Annotated in this window: 13 protein-coding genes; 9 read left to right on the forward strand and 4 right to left on the reverse strand. The window is 72.8% G+C overall.

The genetic code is table 11. The features are described 5' to 3' along the window. Window positions 1-424: 424 nt before the first annotated feature. Both pgi and A6A08_RS15160 read right to left on the reverse strand, forming a co-directional pair. Window positions 425-2128 (reverse strand): glucose-6-phosphate isomerase, encoded by a 1704-nt coding sequence (gene pgi, locus A6A08_RS15155; RefSeq protein WP_073703242.1) that lies wholly within the window; start codon window positions 2126-2128, stop codon window positions 425-427. Window positions 2129-2405: 277 nt separating this feature from the next. Next, window positions 2406-3122: a FadR/GntR family transcriptional regulator gene (locus A6A08_RS15160; RefSeq protein ID WP_073703243.1), complete on the reverse strand. Its 717-nt coding sequence runs from the start codon at window positions 3120-3122 to the stop codon at window positions 2406-2408. Between the two features lie 275 nt (window positions 3123-3397). On the opposite strand from A6A08_RS15160, the gene A6A08_RS15165 reads away from it, so the two are divergent. From A6A08_RS15165 to A6A08_RS15185, 5 genes are all read left to right on the forward strand, one after another. Further along, window positions 3398-4150, forward strand: a complete 753-nt coding sequence (locus A6A08_RS15165; protein WP_073703244.1) for a (Fe-S)-binding protein — start codon at window positions 3398-3400, stop codon at window positions 4148-4150. After that, complete coding sequence (locus tag A6A08_RS15170; protein ID WP_073703245.1) at window positions 4147-5574, forward strand: lactate utilization protein B; 1428 nt, start codon at window positions 4147-4149, stop codon at window positions 5572-5574. Before A6A08_RS15165 ends, A6A08_RS15170 begins: the two co-directional genes overlap by 4 nt. After that, complete coding sequence (locus tag A6A08_RS15175; protein WP_073703246.1) at window positions 5571-6212, forward strand: LUD domain-containing protein; 642 nt, start codon at window positions 5571-5573, stop codon at window positions 6210-6212. The genes A6A08_RS15170 and A6A08_RS15175 overlap by 4 nt, the downstream gene beginning before the upstream one ends. Before the next feature lie 153 nt (window positions 6213-6365). Continuing rightward, entirely contained in the window at window positions 6366-7574 is a 1209-nt protein-coding gene (locus A6A08_RS15180) for an acetylhydrolase (protein ID WP_073703247.1), read from the forward strand. Between the two features lie 216 nt (window positions 7575-7790). Continuing rightward, window positions 7791-8876, forward strand: coding sequence for a potassium channel family protein (locus tag A6A08_RS15185; protein WP_073703248.1), 1086 nt, complete (start codon window positions 7791-7793; stop codon window positions 8874-8876). 32 nt (window positions 8877-8908) lie between these two features. Here the strand turns inward: A6A08_RS15185 and A6A08_RS15190 are convergent, their stop codons facing one another. Then, complete coding sequence (locus A6A08_RS15190) at window positions 8909-10435, reverse strand: cytochrome P450 (RefSeq protein WP_073703249.1); 1527 nt, start codon at window positions 10433-10435, stop codon at window positions 8909-8911. A gap of 253 nt (window positions 10436-10688) precedes the next feature. Here A6A08_RS15190 and A6A08_RS15195 point away from each other — a divergent pair, with 253 nt between their 5' ends. Beyond that, on the forward strand, window positions 10689-12026 hold the full coding sequence (locus A6A08_RS15195; RefSeq protein WP_073703250.1) for a DUF2786 domain-containing protein: 1338 nt from the start codon (window positions 10689-10691) through the stop codon (window positions 12024-12026). A 462-nt stretch (window positions 12027-12488) separates the two neighbouring features. Continuing rightward, entirely contained in the window at window positions 12489-13922 is a 1434-nt protein-coding gene (locus tag A6A08_RS15200; RefSeq protein ID WP_073703251.1) for a gamma-aminobutyraldehyde dehydrogenase, read from the forward strand. A gap of 21 nt (window positions 13923-13943) precedes the next feature. On the opposite strand, the gene A6A08_RS15205 is transcribed toward A6A08_RS15200, so the two are convergent. Further along, complete coding sequence (locus tag A6A08_RS15205; RefSeq protein ID WP_073703252.1) at window positions 13944-14600, reverse strand: TetR/AcrR family transcriptional regulator; 657 nt, start codon at window positions 14598-14600, stop codon at window positions 13944-13946. A 217-nt stretch (window positions 14601-14817) separates the two neighbouring features. Here A6A08_RS15205 and A6A08_RS15210 point away from each other — a divergent pair, with 217 nt between their 5' ends. Together A6A08_RS15210 and A6A08_RS15215 are read left to right on the forward strand one after the other, a co-directional pair. Continuing rightward, window positions 14818-16206, forward strand: coding sequence for an NAD(P)/FAD-dependent oxidoreductase (locus A6A08_RS15210; RefSeq protein WP_073703253.1), 1389 nt, complete (start codon window positions 14818-14820; stop codon window positions 16204-16206). A 188-nt stretch (window positions 16207-16394) separates the two neighbouring features. After that, a complete protein-coding gene (locus A6A08_RS15215; RefSeq protein ID WP_073703254.1) occupies window positions 16395-17927 on the forward strand; it encodes an APC family permease in 1533 nt (510 codons plus the stop codon). Window positions 17928-17979 lie beyond the last annotated feature (52 nt).

Genomic DNA, 17979 nt, shown 5'->3' on the forward strand with positions numbered 1-17979 from the left:
GACGACGGGGGTCGTCGACATCGAGACCGCACCACGAATCTTTCGAACTCGGGTACACGCCGGGCGGGGATACGGCTCCAGCCCGGTGGTGGGCGAGCCCCGCGCGCTCGGCGGATCGTCGGTCTCGATGTCAGTTACGCATGTTGGGAGCAAGGCTAGCCGGGCCCGTCCGGAGCCTGCAAGGGATTTTCCCGCGCGCCCTGCCCTGCCGGGGCGGCGGGGGCGGCGCCGTGAGCGCCGCGCTCCGGGACGGGCGCACGAGCGGGTGCGCCCGTCGGCACCGGTCGCATCCGGTCCCGTCCCGGGCTCCGGCGGCACCGCCGCGACCGATGTGCCCGGACCCGGTACCTCCCCGGGAGCCGCCCACGGGTGGACCGGGCCCCCACCGGCGCACCCGCGCGGTGGGGGCCGCGTCCGGCGCCGGTCAGCGGCCGCGCATGGACCGGTACCGCCGCACCAAAGACGCGGTGGAGGCGTCCAGGCCGGGCACGTCGGCGCCCTCGGTGAGGGCGGGCTCGACCCGCTTGGCCAGGACCTTGCCCAGCTGCACGCCCCACTGGTCGAAGGAGTTGATGTTCCACACCGCGCCCTGCACGAACACCTTGTGCTCGTAGAGGGCGACCAGCTGGCCGAGCACCGACGGGCTGAGCCGGTCGGCGAGGATGGTGGTCGTGGGGCGGTTGCCCTCGAAGGTGCGGTGCGGGACCAGGTCGTCCGCCACGCCCTCCGCGGCGACCTCCTCCGCGCTCTTGCCGAAGGCCAGTGCCTGTCCCTGGGCGAACAGGTTGGCCATGAGCAGGTCGTGCTGGGGCACCAGCCTCTCGGGCAGGTCGGGGGACGGGTTGGCGAAGCCGATGAGGTCGGCGGGCACGAACCGGGTGCCCTGGTGCAGCAGCTGGAAGTAGGCGTGCTGGCCGTTGGTCCCCGGGGTCCCCCACACCACCGGCCCGGTCTGCCAGCCGACGGGGCGGCCGTCACGCTGCACCGACTTGCCGTTGGACTCCATGTCGAGCTGCTGGAGGTAGGCGGGGAACTTCTCCATGTTCTGGCTGTAGGGCAGCACCGCGTGGCTCTCGGCGCCCATGAAGTTCCCGTACCAGACGCCGAGCAGGCCCAGCAGGAACGGCAGGTTGCGCTCGACGGGGGCCGTCGCGAAGTGGGTGTCCATCAGGTGGAACCCGGCGAGCATCTCCCGGAACCGCTCGGGTCCCACCGCCACCATCAGGGACAGCCCGATGGCCGAGTCGTAGGAGTAGCGTCCGCCCACCCAGTCCCAGAACTCGAACATGTTCCGGGTGTCGATCCCGAACCCGGCGACCTCCTCGCCGTTGGTGGAGACCGCGACGAAGTGCTTGGCGATGGCGCCCTCGTCGCCGTCCTTCACGCCCAGGCCGTCCAGCAGCCAGGAACGGGCCGCGGTCGCGTTGGTGATGGTCTCGATGGTGGTGAAGGTCTTGGAGGCGACCACGAACAGCGTCGTGGCCGGGTCGGCGTCCACGAGCGCCTCGTGCAGGTCCGTGCCGTCCACGTTGGAGACGAACCGGAACTCCAGCCCGCGGTCGGTGTAGGGCCGCAGCGCCTCGTAGGCCATGGCGGGCCCCAGGTCGGAGCCGCCGATGCCGATGTTGACGATCCTGTGCACCGGCCGCCCCGTGTGGCCGAGCCACTCTCGGGCGCGTACCCGGTCGGCGAACCCGGCCATCCGGTCCAGGACCCGCTGCACCTCGGGGACGACGTCGCGGCCGTCGGTGCGCACGACCTCGCCGCGCGGGGCGCGCAGGGCGGTGTGCAGCACGGCCCGGTCCTCGGTGAGGTTGACGTGCTCGCCGCCGAGCATGGCGTCGCGCAGCCGCGCGACGCGGGTGGCCGAGGCCAGGTCGCCGAGCAGGCGCAGGGTCTCGTCGGTGACGAGGTTCCTGGAGTAGTCGACGTGGAGGTCGCCGACGTCGAGCGTGTACCGACCGGCCCGGTCGGGGTCGTCGGCGAACAGGTCGCGCAGGTGGGTGGACCCCCACCGCTCGCGGTGATCGCGCAGTGCGGTCCACTCGTCCCGCTGGTCCAGGGGGAGGGCCGCGTGGGCCCCTTCTCCGGTGTCCTCAGCGCGAGGGAGTGGTGTACTGGCAGACATCCGGTGGCTCCTCGTCGTTCGTGGTGGTCCGTGTGCGGCCCGGCCCGGTGCGGGCGCGTGGCCGGCGGCCGGGGCCCGGCACGGGCGGTGTGTGCGCCCGGTGCGCACACCGCTTTCCCGCGCGGTCCCACTCCCCCACAGCCTGCCACGAAAGCCGTCCGCCGCGCGGTTCTCCACAGGCCCGGACGCGGACTTTTCGCCGGGCCGCGCCGGGAGGCTCCGGGGCGGGCACGGCCCGTGCCGACCGGTTCCCGGCGCCGACCGGGTCTTGTCCCGGTCAGTCCCCGGATCCGGCCAGGTCGGCGCTGAGCCAGCGCTCCACGCGCAGGACGTGCACGGTCGCGGCGGCCCGGGCGGCGTCCGGGTCGCGCGCCACGAGGGCCTCGTGGATGCGCTCGTGGTCCTCGCGGAGCTTGGCGGTGAGCCCGGCCTCCCGGTGGCCCGCCCACACCCGGGCGTTGAAGGTGTGCGAGGACAGGCCGTCGTGGATCGCGGCCAGGGTGGCGTTGCCGGTGCTGGCCACGATGGCCTGGTGGAAGCCGAGGTCGGCGGTGACGGTGTCGGCGCAGGGGGTGTCGGGACCGCCCTCCATCCGGTCCAGCAGCGCACCGACGCGGTCGAGGTCCTCGGCGCTGGCACGCGCGGCGGCCAGGGCGGTGGCGGCGGGCTCCAGCATGCGGCGCACCTGGAGGACTTCCAGCAGGGTCCGCCCCTGGGAGACCTCGGCCAGCACGGAGAAGGTCTCCAACAGGTCGGCCGGGCGCAGCGCGGTGACGTAGACGCCCGCGCCGTGGCGGGCCTCCAGGACGCCGAGCGTGGTCAGGGTGCGGATGGCCTCGCGCATGGAGCTCCGTGAGACCCCGAACTGGGCGGACAGGTCGCGCTCGGTGGGCAGGCGCTCCCCCGGACCGACCCGCCCGTCGGCGATCATCGCCTTGATCCGGTCGACGGCACGTCGGGTGACGGAGGTGCGCTCGCCGTCGGGGTCGCTCACGTGGTACTCCAGCTCGTGTGTCGGTCGAGGGGGCGGGGTGACGCGTGGCTTCGTCCGACCCCTTGCCCGAAAGAGATCATACCAATCTTCGACTAACGCTCCCCAGATCTCTCTTGTGCCCCCTCTTCTTGCTCAGAAGTCCTCCGACATGCGAAAGTGGTCTGACCACTACACGCTCGTGGCGAGCGATTCCACCGAGGCGGTGCGCGAAGGGAGCGGCCGTCCGGCGGCGTACCGGCCCCCGGGCGCCACCCGGCGGGGCACGAAGGAGGCACATGCGGGTCGCACTGTTCATCACCTGTGTCAACGACACACTCTTCCCCGACACCGGACGGGCCGTGGTGCGCCTCCTGGAGCGGCTGGGCCACGAGGTGGTCTTCCCCGAGGGCCAGACCTGCTGCGGGCAGATGCACTACAACACCGGCTACCGCCGCCCGGCCGGCCGCATGGCCGTGCGCTTCGTGCGGACCTTCGAGGGCGCCGACGCCGTCGTGGTCCCCTCCGCCTCCTGCGCGGCCATGGTCCGCGACAACTACCCGCGCCTGGGCGGCAGCGGCAGCCGCCTGTCCCGCAAGGTGGCCGAGCTCGCCCCGCGCGTGTACGACCTCACCGAGTTCCTGGTGGACGTGCTCGGCGTGACCGACGTGGGCGCCTACTACCCGCACAAGGTCACCTACCACCCCACCTGCCACGGGCTGCGCATGCTCGGCCTGGGCGACCGCCCCTACCGGCTGCTGCGCGCCGTACGCGGCCTGGAGCTGGTGGACCTGCCCGGGGACACCGAGTGCTGCGGCTTCGGCGGCACGTTCGCGGTCAAGAACGGCGACGTGTCCTCGGCCATGGGCGCGGACAAGGCCCGCCACGCGGTGGAGACCGGTGCCGAGGTGCTGTGCGCGGTCGACAACTCCTGCCTGATGCACATCGGCGGCACCCTGTCCCGGCAGCGTTCGGGCATGAGGGTGGCGCACCTGGCCGAGATCCTGGCCAGTACCGAGAAGGAGACAGACAAGGAGGGCGCCACCCGATGAGCGCCACGTTCCTGGGCATCCCGCCCTTCCCCGAGGCCGCCGGGAAGGCGGTCAACGACTCCCAGCTGCGGCACAACCTGCGCAAGGCCACCCACACCATCCGCGACAAACGCGCCTCCGTCGTCGGCGAGCTGCACGACGACTGGCAGCGCCTGCGCGCCGAGGGCGCGGCGGTCAAGGAGCACACCCTGCGCCACCTGGACCGCTACCTGGAGCAGCTGGAGGAATCCGTCCAGCGGGCGGGCGGACAGGTGCACTGGGCGGCCGACGCCGCCGAGGCCAACGAGATCGTCACCCGCCTGGTGAAGGCCACGGGCGAGACCGACGTGGTCAAGGTCAAGTCGATGGCCACCCAGGAGATCGAGCTCAACGACGCCCTCGCCGAAGCCGGGATCACCGCCTACGAGACCGATCTGGCCGAGCTGATCGTGCAGCTGGGCGAGGACCTGCCCTCGCACATCCTGGTCCCCGCCATCCACCTGGGGCGCGCCCAGATCCGGGAGATCTTCCTGGAGCAGATGGCCGAGTGGGGCGTGCCCGCGCCCCGGGAGCTGACCGACGACCCCAGGGCACTGGCCGAGGCGGCCCGCGTGCACCTGCGCGAGCGCTTCCTGCGCACCCGCACGGCGATCTCGGGCGCCAACTTCGCGGTGGCCGACTCCGGAACGCTGGTGGTGCTGGAGTCGGAGGGCAACGGGCGCATGTGCCTGACCCTGCCCCAGACCCTGATCTCCGTGGTCGGCATCGAGAAGATCGTGCCGACCTGGTCGGACCTGGAGGTGTTCATGCAGCTGCTGCCGCGCTCCTCCACCGGCGAGCGGATGAACCCCTACACCTCCACCTGGACCGGGGTGACGCCGGGCGACGGCCCCCAGGAGTTCCACCTGGTACTGCTGGACAACGGCCGCACCGACGTCCTGGCCGACACCGTGGGACGCCAGGCGCTGCGCTGCATCCGCTGCTCGGCGTGCCTGAACACCTGCCCGGTCTACGAGCGCGCCGGCGGCCACGCCTACGGGTCGGTCTATCCGGGTCCGATCGGCGCGATCCTCACCCCGCAGCTGCGCGGGATGTCCTCGGAGGTGGACGAGGCGCTGCCGTACGCGTCGTCGCTGTGCGGGGCCTGCTACGAGGTGTGCCCGGTGGCCATCGACATCCCCGAGGTGCTGGTGCACCTGCGCGAGGAGGTCGCCGGCTCCCCCGGTCACCTGGGCGAGAAGGCGCTGATGGCAGGGGCCGAGGCCGTGCTGTCCTCCCCCCGCTCGCTGGACGCGGTGCAGCGCGCGGCGGGACTGGGACGGGGCGCGGTCCCGCGCCACCTGCCCGGCATGGCGGGGGCCTGGACCGACACCAGGGACGTGCCCGACGTGCCCGCCGAGTCCTTCCGGCAGTGGTGGGACAAGCGTGGAAGGGAGCGCGGATGAGCAGCCGCGACCAGATCCTGGCCCGGGTCAGGAGGGCGCTGGCCGACGTGCCCGCCGACGAGCCCCTGGAGCGGACGCCCGGGGAGGGCTTCGCCGACAGCCACGGGACGGGCCCCACGCTGGAGGTGCTGGAGGACCGGCTGCACGACTACCGGGCGCTGGTGCGCAGGGTGGGCGCCGACCGGGTGGCCGCCGAGGTCGCCGCCGCCCTGGAGCGCCGGGGCGCGGAACGGGTGGCGGTCCCCGCGGGGATCCCGCGGGAGTGGTTCGCCGAGTCCTCCGTCGAGCTGCTGCGCGACTCGCGCGCGGAGCCGGTGCCGGTCAGCGGCCTCGACGGGGTGGACGGTGTGGTCACCGGATGCGCGGTGGCCGTGGCCGAGACCGGCACGATCGTCCTGGACGGCGGCCCCGACCAGGGGCGCCGCGCGATCACCCTGGTGCCCGACTACCACCTGTGCGTGGTACGCGCCGAGCAGGTGGTGGACGGGGTGCCCCAGGCGGTGCGGCTGCTGGATCCGGCGCGCCCGCTGACCTGGATCAGCGGACCGTCGGCGACCAGTGACATCGAACTGGACCGGGTGGAGGGCGTGCACGGCCCGCGCACCCTGGAGGTGCTGCTGGTGGAGTCCGGCGGCTGAACGCGCTGGTGAGGGGGCCGGGGGTGGGGCTGTCCCCACCCTTGGCCCTCCGGCGCGCCCCCGAGGAGGGGCGGGGGCCGCCCCGATGGTGCGGCGGCGCCGGGGTTCCTAGCGTTGTCGGTGGCCCCACGGCACCCGACGACAGGACTCCCCATGCCCCGTACAGAACGCGAAGAGCGCCGCGCCGTCGCCGCCCGCCCGCTCCGGACCGCCACCACGCTCGTAGCGGCCGCGGCCCTGGCGCTGCCCGCCTCCGTGGCGGCGCCCGACCCGGCGGCGGCCGGGCCCGCCCCCGCCGAGGCGCCGCGGGCCCTCCTGCCCGAACCCACCGGGGACCACCCGGTCGGCACCACCGACCTCCACCTGGTGGACGAGGGCCGCGAGGACGTGTGGGTGGGCGGCCCCCGCGAGCTGATGGTGACCCTGTGGTACCCCGCGCGTGTGGACGCGGGGCGGTCCGCTCCGTACATGACCGGGGCCGAGTCCGCGGCCATGGTCGCCGAACTCGGCCTGGACCTGCCCGACGACGTCCTGCACCGCGGTGTGCGCACGAACTCCCGGCGGAACGCGCCGCCCGCGCGCACCGACGACGGTTTCCCGCTGGTCGTGCTCTCCCCCGGCGCGGGACTGAACCGGACCGAGCTGTCCTCGCTGGCGGAGGAGCTGGCCGGCCACGGCTTCGTGGTGGCGGGTGTGGACCACGCCCACGAGGCCGCGCCGGTGGAGTTCCCCGACGGGCTGGTCACCGAGTGCGCGGCCTGCCGGAACGGGGACTGGGCGCTGGGCGCGGTCAACCGGGCCCGGGACGTGTCCTTCCTCCTGGACCGGCTCACCGGTCCGGACCCGGCCTGGCGCTGGTCGCGCGTGATCGACGCCTCCCGGGTCGGGATGGCCGGTCACTCCTGGGGAGGCTCGGCCACCGCCGAGACGCTGCGCGTCGAGGAGCGGGTGGACGCCGGGATCAACCTGGACGGGCCCTACTACCCGCCCGTGCTGGAGGAGGGCGTGGACAAGCCGCTGGCGCTGATCGAGAACGACCAGGGCAACGCCTGGAACGGTGTCGAGGAGATGTGGCCGCGCCTGGAGGGATGGCGGCAGTGGATCAGGCTCGACGGCTCCGGTCACTCCAACGGCATCGACCGGGGCGTGCTGATGGAGCAGCTCGGCCTGACCGGCATGCTCACACCCGAGCAGTGGCGGGCCCAGTTCGGCGACCTGCCGGTGGAACGCGGACTGGCCCTGGTGCGCGCCTACAGCGTGGCGTTCTTCGACCACCACCTGCGCGGTGGCGACCAGCCCCTGCTGGAGGACCCCGAGAGCTTCCACCCCGAACTGGTCGTGGTGGAGCCCGACGAGGGTTAGGGCGTGTTCGGCGGGCACCCCCGCCGCGCGACGCCCCGCACCACTCCCGCCGCGTTCTCCTCGGTCGAAAGGACCCCGGTACCGCCCGCCCGCGTCCGCGCGCACGGTCGGGCGGTACCTCCTCGCCCGTGTCCGGCCCCCTCCACGCTCCCCGCGGGTCCGGGAGGGACCGGACGCGCGGAGTATCGGTTCCGAGCGGCTGGGTAGGCGACCCCCATGTTCTTCGTGTCGGTCCTCGGACTGCTGCTCGCCGTACTGGTCGTCTGCGACGCCGCCGCCACCGTGCTCCACCCGGACTCGGAGGGACTGCTGGCCGGGCGGGTACGCAAGGCGGTGTGGCGCTCGGCGGTGCTGACGGGCACACGCCTGCCCCGTGGCGGAAGGCGGATACTCGCCCTGGCCGGGCCGGTGATCCTGCTGGCGACCTTCGCCACCTGGATCCTGCTGCTCACCCTCGGGCTGGCGCTGGCCGTGTGGCCGATGCTGGAGGAGGACTTCAGCGTCCGACCGGGCCTCGAACCCGTCGGCTTCCTCGACGCCCTGTACTTCGCGGGTGGCACCGTCCCGGTCCTGGGATACGGCGACATCACCCCGCTGTCGACCGGGGGCCAGCTGGTCTCACTGTTCGGGGCGGCGGTCGGCTTCGCCCTGTTCACGGGTATGGCCACCTACGCCATCCAGGTCACCAGCGGTGTGTCCAAGCGCAACCAGTTCACGCTGTCGGTCCACGACGAGGCACGCGGCCGCGGCGGCGTCACCGTGTTCACCGAGTACCTGGCCCGGGACGGCGTCGACCAGGCACGCGCGTACTGTCGGGAGTGGGCGAAGAGCCTGCGCGAGGTCGACGAGACCGTGCACCGGTACCCGCTGGTGGCGTTGACCTACCGATCGAGCGACGACGAGTACGATCCCGAGCCGGCGCTGCGCCATGTCGCCGAGGTGACCGTGGCCGCCCTCGTGGCCGGCGAACGCGAACCCTCACTGCGCGCGGCGGCCGAATCGCTGTGCCGGGCGCTGGCCCGCCTGCAGAGGACGATCGCGGATACCTACCTCGGAAGGGACCTCGCCCGTCGGCTCACCGATCCGCGGCCGACCGAGCACGACCGCCGGGCGGTGGACACGGTCGACCGTATGCTCACGGCGCGTCTCGACGGCCTCGGATCCGGCCACGGCCCCGGGAGGGGGGACGGGGGCGAGCACGGCAGGGCCATGGAGATGGTCCACCTCTGCCGGATCTTCCTGGAGGAACTGCACGAGTGGGCGCACACCGAGGCACCGCCCCAGGAGTGGGAGACCCGCTGACCGGCACCGCTTCGCCCTCACCGGCCCGTCCGTCACTCACGCGAACCCCACGTGGCCAGCAGCTCCTCCAGGGCGTCCGGCCCGGCCTCCTCCTCAGCGAACGGCGCCTGGTAACGGGCTCCGGCTCCCCGCGGCGCACGGCGGCGGGTCCGGGCCGCCGGGGCGGGCGCGGGCTCGGCGACCCGTTCCTCCTCCGCTCCGCCCCGGGCCAGGGGCGCCTGGTAGCGGGCCCCGAGCGGCGCGGGCCTGCGCCTCCTGCGAACCCAGCGGCGCACCGGCGCCTCGGCGCGCTCCTCCCGCCGCTCGTCCGGCTCGGCGCGCTCCCCGGTCGCGGTGAACCACACCGGCAGTTCCACCAGCCCGGGCACGGCCAGTGACACGCGCCGGCGCAGGTCCTCGGCCCCGACGGCCAGGACCATGCCGCGCAGCCGGTCCACGGCGGTGTCGATGGCGGTGCGCACCAGCTCCCGGGCGAAACCGGTGGCGGGGCAGCGGTGGGCGCCCGCGCCCCAGGACAGGTGGGAGCGGTTGCCCGCCAGGGCCATCGTGTCGTCTCCACCACGGGATACGGAGGGGTCGGTGTGCGCGGAGGCGAAGCCGAACAGGAGCGGCTCGCCCCGGCGGATGCGGGCCCCGGCGAAGCGCATGTCCATGGTGGAGTAGCGCCCGGCGAGCACCCGGATCGGGGGGTCGGTCCACATGAGGTAGTCGACGAAGTCCTCCGGTGCGAGGGTGCCGCCCAGGTAGGCGGTCCACACGTCCGGGTCCTCCAGGAGCCTGAGCAGGGCGTTGCCGATGAGGTGGGTGGTGGGTTCGTGTCCGGTCTCCCACAGCAGCGACAGCGCCTCCACGGCCTCGTCGTCGGTGAGCCCGTGGGGGTGGGCGAGCAGCCGGCCGACGAGGTCATCGCCGGGTTCGGAGCGCTTGCGGGCGACCAGGCCCGTGAAGTAGGAGCGGATCGCCAGGGCCGCGGGCTCGGCACGGCCGGGCTCGCCGCTCCACAGCCGCAGGGTGAGGTCGGCCAGCAGGCGGCCGTAGGCGTCGGGCAGTCCGAAGAGCTCGTTGAGGACCAGGGCGGGCAGCGGGGAGGCGAACTGGCCGATGAGGTCGGCGGAGCCGTCCGCGGCGACCCGGTCGAGCAGGTGCGCGGCGGCGCGTTCGACGACCGGGACCAACTGGGGCGTGCCCACCGTGGCCAGGGTGTCGACGATGGCCGTGCGCAGCCGCTGGTGCTCCTCGCCGTCGCGGGCGAGGGCGCCGCTGCGGGCCGGAGCGGCGCCGTCCGGGCTCCAGCGGCGCGGATCGGCGGAGAAGTGGGTCTGGTCGCGCAGTACCTGGAGGTTCTCCTTGTAGCCGAGCAGGAGCCAGCCGGACACGCCGGGCCGTATCTCGACCGCGACCAAGCCGCCGTGGTGCTCGCGCAGCCGGGACCAGGGTATGTCGGCGCCGGTGCTTCCGTGGAGGGGCAGAGCGGCGCCCCCGCCGTGGGGGCAGCGGTCGGCGCCCGTCCCGCTGGGCGGTGCGTCGCCCCGGTCGTCGGCCCCGGTTCCGTGGCGCATGGAGACTCCTCAGTGGCTGCGGATGCGAGGCGACGGTACGCGCCGCGTGTTTCCGTGTTGCTTCCGGGAGGAAAGCTGCTCCTTTCCGTACCGGTCACGGGGTGCCACGAGCGGTCAAGGCGGAAGTACCCGTCACGGCGCGCGGGAACGGCGTCGCGCGCCGCACCGGTGACGTTTCACGCGGCGCACGGCGGCGTGGCACCGATGGATAGGATGGTCCGTCGGCTCCATCACTCGACCAGGGAGGACCACCGTGGGCAGGAAGGGTCGCGGCCGACAGCGGCGGGCCGGCGGCCGGGCGTCCGCGGGTACCTCCGGAGGGAGCGCCGACGCCTGGGACGGCCCGTCGGCCGGGGACTCCCCCGCCGAGGTGGTCTCCGGAGCGGTCGACGCGCTGGTGCTCGGCCGTGGCGGCCACGGCGTGGACCTGGCCGCCGCGCGGCTGGCCGACACCGAGGACCCCGCGTGGGCCGACGCGGCGGGCCGGGCGGTCCTCGGCGCCCTGCTGGAGGCGGTCGCCTCGGCCTGGACGCGCGGCTGGCAGCCCGCCGAGACGGTGCGCCAGGCGGACCGGGTGCTCGGCCCGGTGGCCGCGGCGGTGTGCGCCGACGCGGTGACGGCCGACCTGGCCCGCCACTCCCCTTCCGCGGTGGATCCCCGGTGGAGCGCGCAGGTGCACGAGCTGGGGGCCTCGGCCTCCTGGGGCGGGGCCGAGGGCTACCTGGCGCATGTGGGCGCCGAACACGGGCTGCTGCGCTTCGAGGTGGTGGAGACGGCGCTGCGGCTGTTGGCCGCGCTGCGCGTGCTGCCGCCGATGCACCGCCTGTGCCCGCCCCCGGGAACGTTCCGGCCGGGCCGGGAGGGCACCTCGCGTGCGGCGCACGCGCCGGTGGACCAGGCCAAGCTGGCCCGGGTGAGGGCGCTGCTGGCCAAGGCCGAGTCGACGGAGTTCCCGCGTGAGGCGGAGGCGTTGAGCGCCCGCGCGCAGGAGCTGATGGCCCGGCACAGCATCGACCGGGCGCTGCTGGCCGAGGAGCCCGGGCAGGCGTCGGAGGCCGCGGCGGGCCGGCGGCTTCCGGTGGACGCGCCCTACGACGAGCACAAGGCGGTGCTGCTGCACGAGGTCGCCGAGGCCAACCACTGCCGGGCCGTGTGGCACCAGGAGCTGGGGCTGTGCACGGTGATGGGCTTCCCGGGGGACGTGGAGGCGGTCGACCTGATGTTCACCTCGCTGCTGGTGCAGGCCGAGACGATGATGCGGGCCAGCGGCGCGGTGCGGGACCGGTCCGGCAGGGCGGCGGGCCGGGCCTTCCGGGAGTCGTTCGTGTCCGCGTTCGCGGTACGGGTGGGCGAGCGCCTGGTGGAGTCGGCCCGCGCCGCCGAGCAGGCCGCCGCGGCCGAGACCGGGACGGACCTGGTGCCGGTGTTCGCCGCGCGCGAGCGCGAGGTGGAGGCGGCCGTGGCCGAGGCGTTCGGTGAGCTGACCTACTCGCGGGTGCGCGGCCCCTCCAGCGCGGACGGCTGGTACGAGGGTCGTGCGGCGGCCGACGCCGCCTCCCTGGGAGCGCGTCCCCCCGTCCGCGGCCGCTGACCCGGACCCGGTGGCCGGGGCGCGGCCGCCCCCGCGGAAGGGGTGGTTCGCCGCGGGGCGGCTCTTCGCGCGACCTCTCCACAACGCGGAAACCGGTGGCCGCGCACGGGGACGGACGAACCGGTTCCCGGGGACGGGCCGACTCCTCGACGGGCGCGTCCAGGTGGTGTTGGGAGACACCGGTGAGCGATGGGTGGGCCAGGAGGGCGCGGTCCGCCTCGATCGCCACGGCCAGAGCATGCCACCGCCCTGCACCGCCGACCTCGTCCGCTCTCACGCACCAACGCGTAAGTCCAGGCCAGCGGACCTCTGGCGACACAGAGGCCGTTTCCGTCCCAACGCCGCGTGTGTGACGGCTGACCGCGGGGCGGGTGACCCCGTCGGCAGGGCGGCGTGTTGCCCCTCACTCCACACACCTCTAAAATGAACACCAATCATTAAATCTGTGGCCGAGGAGACCTCATGGGCAGCCGCCTCCAGAACTTCGTCAACGGTGAGTTCGTCGACGCTCACGGGCAGGGGAGCATCGACGTCGTCAACCCCTCGGACGGGTGCACCGTCGCGGTGTCGCCGGTCTCCGACCAGGTCGACGTCGACAGCGCCTTCACCGCCGCACGTGAGGCCTTCGGGTCCTGGAAGGACGTCACCCCGGGCGAACGACAGCGCCTCCTGCTCAAGCTGGCCGACGCGGTGGAGGCCCACGCCGACGAGATCGTCGAGGCCCAGCACCGCAACACCGGTCAGCCGCGCTGGATGATCTCCCAGGAGGAGATCGGCATGGGCGTGGACCACCTGCGCTTCTTCGCCGGCGCCGCCCGCACGCTGGAGGGCCGTGCCGCCATGGAGTACATGGACGGCCACACCTCCTACGTCCGCCGGGAACCGGTCGGAGTCGTCGCCCAGGTCACCCCGTGGAACTACCCGCTGCTCATGGCGGTGTGGAAGATCGGCCCCGCCCTCGCGGCGGGCAACTGCATCGTGCTCAAGCCCTCGGACACCACTCCGGAGTCGACGCTGGTCCTGGCCCGACTGATCGGGGAGATCTTCCCGGCGGGCGTGTTCAACGCCGTCCTGGGCGACGCGGGCACCGGTGAACTCCTGGTGGAACACCCCGAACCGGTCATGGTCTCGATCACGGGTTCGGTACGGGCCGGCCGGCAGGTCGCGGCCTCGGCCGCCAAGGGCCTCAAGCGCGGCCACCTGGAGCTCGGCGGCAAGGCCCCGGCCGTGGTGTTCGCCGACGCCGACCTGCCCGCCGCGGCCAAGGCTCTGGTCGAGTTCGGCACCTTCAACGCCGGTCAGGACTGCACCGCCGTCACCCGGGTGCTGATCGAGGAGAGCGCGCACGACCGGTTCGTGGAGCTGCTCGCCGAGGCCGCCCGCCAGACGCGCACCGGCAACGCCGACGAGGCCCAGAACGACTACGGCCCGCTGAACAACGCCCGGCACTTCGCGTCGGTCACCGACAAGCTCTCCCGGCTGCCCGAGCACGCCACCGTGGTGACCGGGGGCAGGCCGGTCGCCGGCGCCAAGGGCTACTTCCTGGAGCCGACGGTCGTCACCGGCGTCCGCCAGGACGACGAGCTGGTCCAGGAGGAGACCTTCGGACCGGTCCTGACCGTGCAGACCTTCTCCTCGGAGAAGGAGGCAGTGACACTGGCCAACGACGTGGACTACGCGCTGGCCTCCAGCGTCTGGACCTCCGACCACGGCACGGCCATGCGCCTGACCCGCGCCCTCGACTTCGGCTGTGTCTGGGTGAACACGCATGTGCTGCTCACCGCGGAGATGCCCCACGGCGGCTTCAAGTCGTCCGGCTACGGCAAGGACCTGTCGCTGTACTCCGTGGAGGAGTACACCCGGGTCAAGCACGTCATGCACGCGCTGGAGGTCTGACCGGACCCCGAGTCCGACGGCTCAGCCGGCGTACTTCTGGCGCAGGCCGCTGATCAGGGCCTCGAGCGCGAGCTCGAAGGCCCGGTCGGCGGCCGCACGGGGGTCCGCCGACCGCTGCGCGGAGAACCGGGTGAAGGTCGGGGCCAGGTCCTCGAGACCGCCCGGATCGAAGATGTCGGTCGGGGCGGAGGCGTCGTAGGCCGCACCGAAGACGAGCGCCTCGACCCCGACGATGATGTCCACGGCGTCCGCGCCGACGATCCCGGCGTCGCGCAGGGCGAGGGTGACGCGTTCGTACATGCGCAGCGTCTGGGGGGAGTCGGCGACGGGCAGCACCGCCATGACCGGGATGAGCGCGGTGTGCTCCATGAAGCACCGCCGGTAGGAGCGCGCCCACTGCCCCAGTGCCTGCTCCCAGGGCTCGGTGTCGAACGCCGAGCAGTCGATCTGTTCGTTGATGCGGTCCTGGATCAGCACCAGCACGTCGCGCTTGGAGGCGACGTGGTTGTACAGCGCCGAGGCGGCGACACCGAGCTCGCGCGCCAGTGAGGCCATGGTCAGGTGGCGGTATCCCTGCTCGGTCACGATCCGGATCGCGGCCTGGGAGACGCGTTCGCGGGTCAGGATCGGCGAGGAGGGGCGACCTCGACCTCGTCCGCTGCGCGCTTGCTGGGTCACTGACGCCTACTTCCTGTTGTCCACATTGCGGGGGCATCAACGCGATCTCCCCCAAGTGTAGAAGCGAAGCACACTCGCCGGATCGGCGCGGTGGCGGGCCTTCAGCCCTCTGACCGGCCTGTCCTTCGTCCCCGGGCGGCGGGTGAGGAACTTGACATCGGGGACGCCGTACCTATTAATGAATGAAGTTCATTTTGATGTTCGAAGGAGCACACCCATGAGTGGCACGCACGTCATCGGCAGCGACGAGATCCTCGATCGTGATGTCGTGATCGTGGGCGCCGGCCCGGCCGGGCTGATGGCCGCACGCACCCTCCAGGCCGCCGGGCGCTCCGTCGCGGTCCTGGAGGCCCGCGACCGCGTGGGCGGTCGCACCTGGTCCCGCGAGATCGACGGCGCCTTCCTGGAGCTCGGCGGCCAGTGGGTCTCCCCCGACCAGACCGAACTCCTCGGCCTCCTCGACGAGCTGGGCATGAGCACCTTTCCGCGCCACCGCGACGGGGCCAGCGTCTACCTCGCCGCGGACGGCTCCCGGCACGAGTTCACCGGGGACATGTTCCCCGCCGGCGAGCGGACCGAGGCGGAGATGGAGCGGGTCATCGCGGCCCTGGACAAGCTGGTCGCCGACATCGGCGTCGAGCGCCCCTGGGCCCACCCGCGCGCCCGTGAACTGGACACCATCTCGTTCACCGAGTGGCTGCACGGCCAGACCGATGACGCGGCCGCCCGGGAGAACATCGGCATCTTCATGGCCGGGGGCATGCTGACCAAGCCCGCCCACGCGTTCTCGGTGCTCCAGGCCGTGCTCATGGCCGCCTCGGCCGGGTCGTTCTCCAACCTCGTGGACGAGGACTTCATCCTCGACCGCCGCGTGGTCGGGGGCATGCAGTCGGTCTCCCAGACGATGGCCGCCGCGCTGGAGGAGGGCACGGTCGTCCTCGAGAGCCCGGTCAGGACCATCCGCTGGGACGACAGCCAGGTCCTCGTACGCTCCGAGCGCGTGACCGTGCGGGCCGACCACGTGATCGTGGCCGTGCCGCCCACCCTCTACTCGCGCATCTCCTTCGAGCCCGCACTCCCGTGGCTCCAGCAGCAGATGCACCAGCACACCTCGATGGGCCTGGTCATCAAGGTCCACGCGGTCTACGAGCGCCCGTTCTGGCGGGACAAGGGGCTCTCCGGCACCGGCTTCGGTGCCAAGGAGCTGTGCCAGGAGGTGTACGACAACACCAACCACGAGGACACGCGCGGAACCCTGGTCGCCTTCGTCTCCGACGAGCGCGCCGACGACCTCCTGCGCAAGCCCGCCGAGGAGCGCCGCGGCGCGATCCTGCGCTCTCTCGCGAACTACCTCGGTGACGAGGCGCTCGAGCCCACCGTGTACTTCGAGTCGGACTTCGCCTCCGAGGAGTGGACCCGCGGCGCGTACGCGGCCAGCTACGACCTCGGTGGCCTGCACCGCTACGGGGCCGACCAGAGCAAGCCGGTGGGACCCATCAGCTGGGCCTGCTCGGACCTGGCCGCCGAGGGCTACCAGCACGTCGACGGCGCGCTGCGCCAGGGCCGACGCGCGGCCGAGGAGATCCTCGCGGGCCCGGCCGACTGACCCGGGTGGGTGGTGCGGTGGACGCCTTCGCCACACAGGCCGGGCGTCCTCCGAACACCCACCCCCGAAAGGGGCCGGTGCCGCGGCGCACGACCCCACCCCCTGGTGAGCACGGGCTCCACGCTCACCGGTTCCCGCGGCGCCGACCCCTCGGCGCCGAGACCACCCCGGCGACCACAGGACAACCCATGACCCACACCACCGGACGCCCCGCGAAGGCGGGCACCGAAACCCCGAACGACTGGAAGGGCCTCAGCAAGGGAGCGATCGGGCTCCTGGGAGGCCTGGTCATCGGCGTCTCCACCATCGCCCCGGCCTACACCCTCTCGGGGGCCCTGGGCCCCACGGCCTCCGCGGTCGGTGAACACCTGCCGGCGATCCTGCTCATCGGCTTCGTCCCGATGCTGCTGGTGGCGATCGGCTACCGCCAGCTCAACAAGGCGATGCCCGACTCCGGCACCACCTTCACCTGGGCGTCCCGGGCCTTCGGCCCCTGGACCGGGTGGATGGCCAGCTGGTGCCTGCTGGCCGCGACCATCCTGGTGCTGTCCAACCTGGCGGGAATCGCGGTCGACTTCTTCTACCTGGCGATCGCGCAGCTCACCGGACAGGACCAGATCGCCGCCCTGACCCGCAACGTGCCGGTCAACATCCTGACCTGCCTGGCCTTCATGGCCGCCGCGGCCTGGATCTCCCACCGGGGGATGGAGGCCACCAAGACCTTCCAGTACATCCTGGTCACATTCCAGATCGTGGTGCTGGCGTGGTTCTCGATCGCCGCGTTCGTCCAGGTCGGCGCCGGCTCGGCCTTCGACGCCACGCCCGTGCGACTGGAGTGGTTCAACCCGTTCGGTGTCGACTCCTTCTCCGCCTTCGCCGCCGGTGTGGCCCTGTCCGTCTTCATCTACTGGGGATGGGACGTGGTCGTGACGATGAACGAGGAGAGCCGCGGCGCGACGAGCACCCCGGGCAAGGCCGCCATCACCACCATCCTGGTGGTCGTCGCGCTCTACACCGCGGTGTCGGTGGCCACGCTCTCCTTCTCCGGTGTCTCCACCGGCGAGTTCGGCCTGGGCAACCCCGACATCCAGGAGAACGTCTTCGCGGCGCTGGCCGGACCGGTCATGGGCCCCTTCGCCGTCCTGATGTCCCTGGCGGTGCTGTCCTCCTCGGCCTCCTCGTTGCAGTCCACGATGATCTCGCCGGCGCGCACGATGCTCGCGATGGGCCACTACGGGGCGCTCTCACCGAAGTACGCCCAGGTCGACCCGGTGCACAAGACCCCCGGCTACGCGACCGTCGTGGCGGTGGTCATCGCCTCGGCCTTCTACGCGGTCATGCGGGTGCTCTCCGAGAACGTCCTGTGGGACACCATCACCACGCTGGGCATGATGGTCTGCTTCTACTACGGCGTGACCGCCCTCGCCTGCGTCTGGTACTTCCGGCGCGAGGCCACCGCGTCGCTGCGCGGACTGTTCACCAAGCTGGTGGCACCCTTGGTCGGTGGGCTCCTGCTGCTCGTCTTCTTCTTCCAGACCGCCTGGGACTCCATGGACCCGGCCTACGGCTCCGGTTCGCAGATCGGCGGGGTCGGGCTGGTGTTCGTCCTGGGCGTCGCCATCTTCGCCATCGGAGGCGCGGCCATGGTCGTGCGGTACCTGCGCGGCCCCGAGTTCTTCCGGCGCCGGTTCGTGACCACGGAGTACCCCGCGGAGAGCTGACGCTCACCGGTCCGGGCCCCGCCGCTCCAGCACCCCCGTTCCACGACAAGGA

The sequence above is a fragment of the Nocardiopsis sp. TSRI0078 genome (genome assembly GCF_001905145.1).
Lineage (GTDB): Bacteria > Actinomycetota > Actinomycetes > Streptosporangiales > Streptosporangiaceae > Nocardiopsis.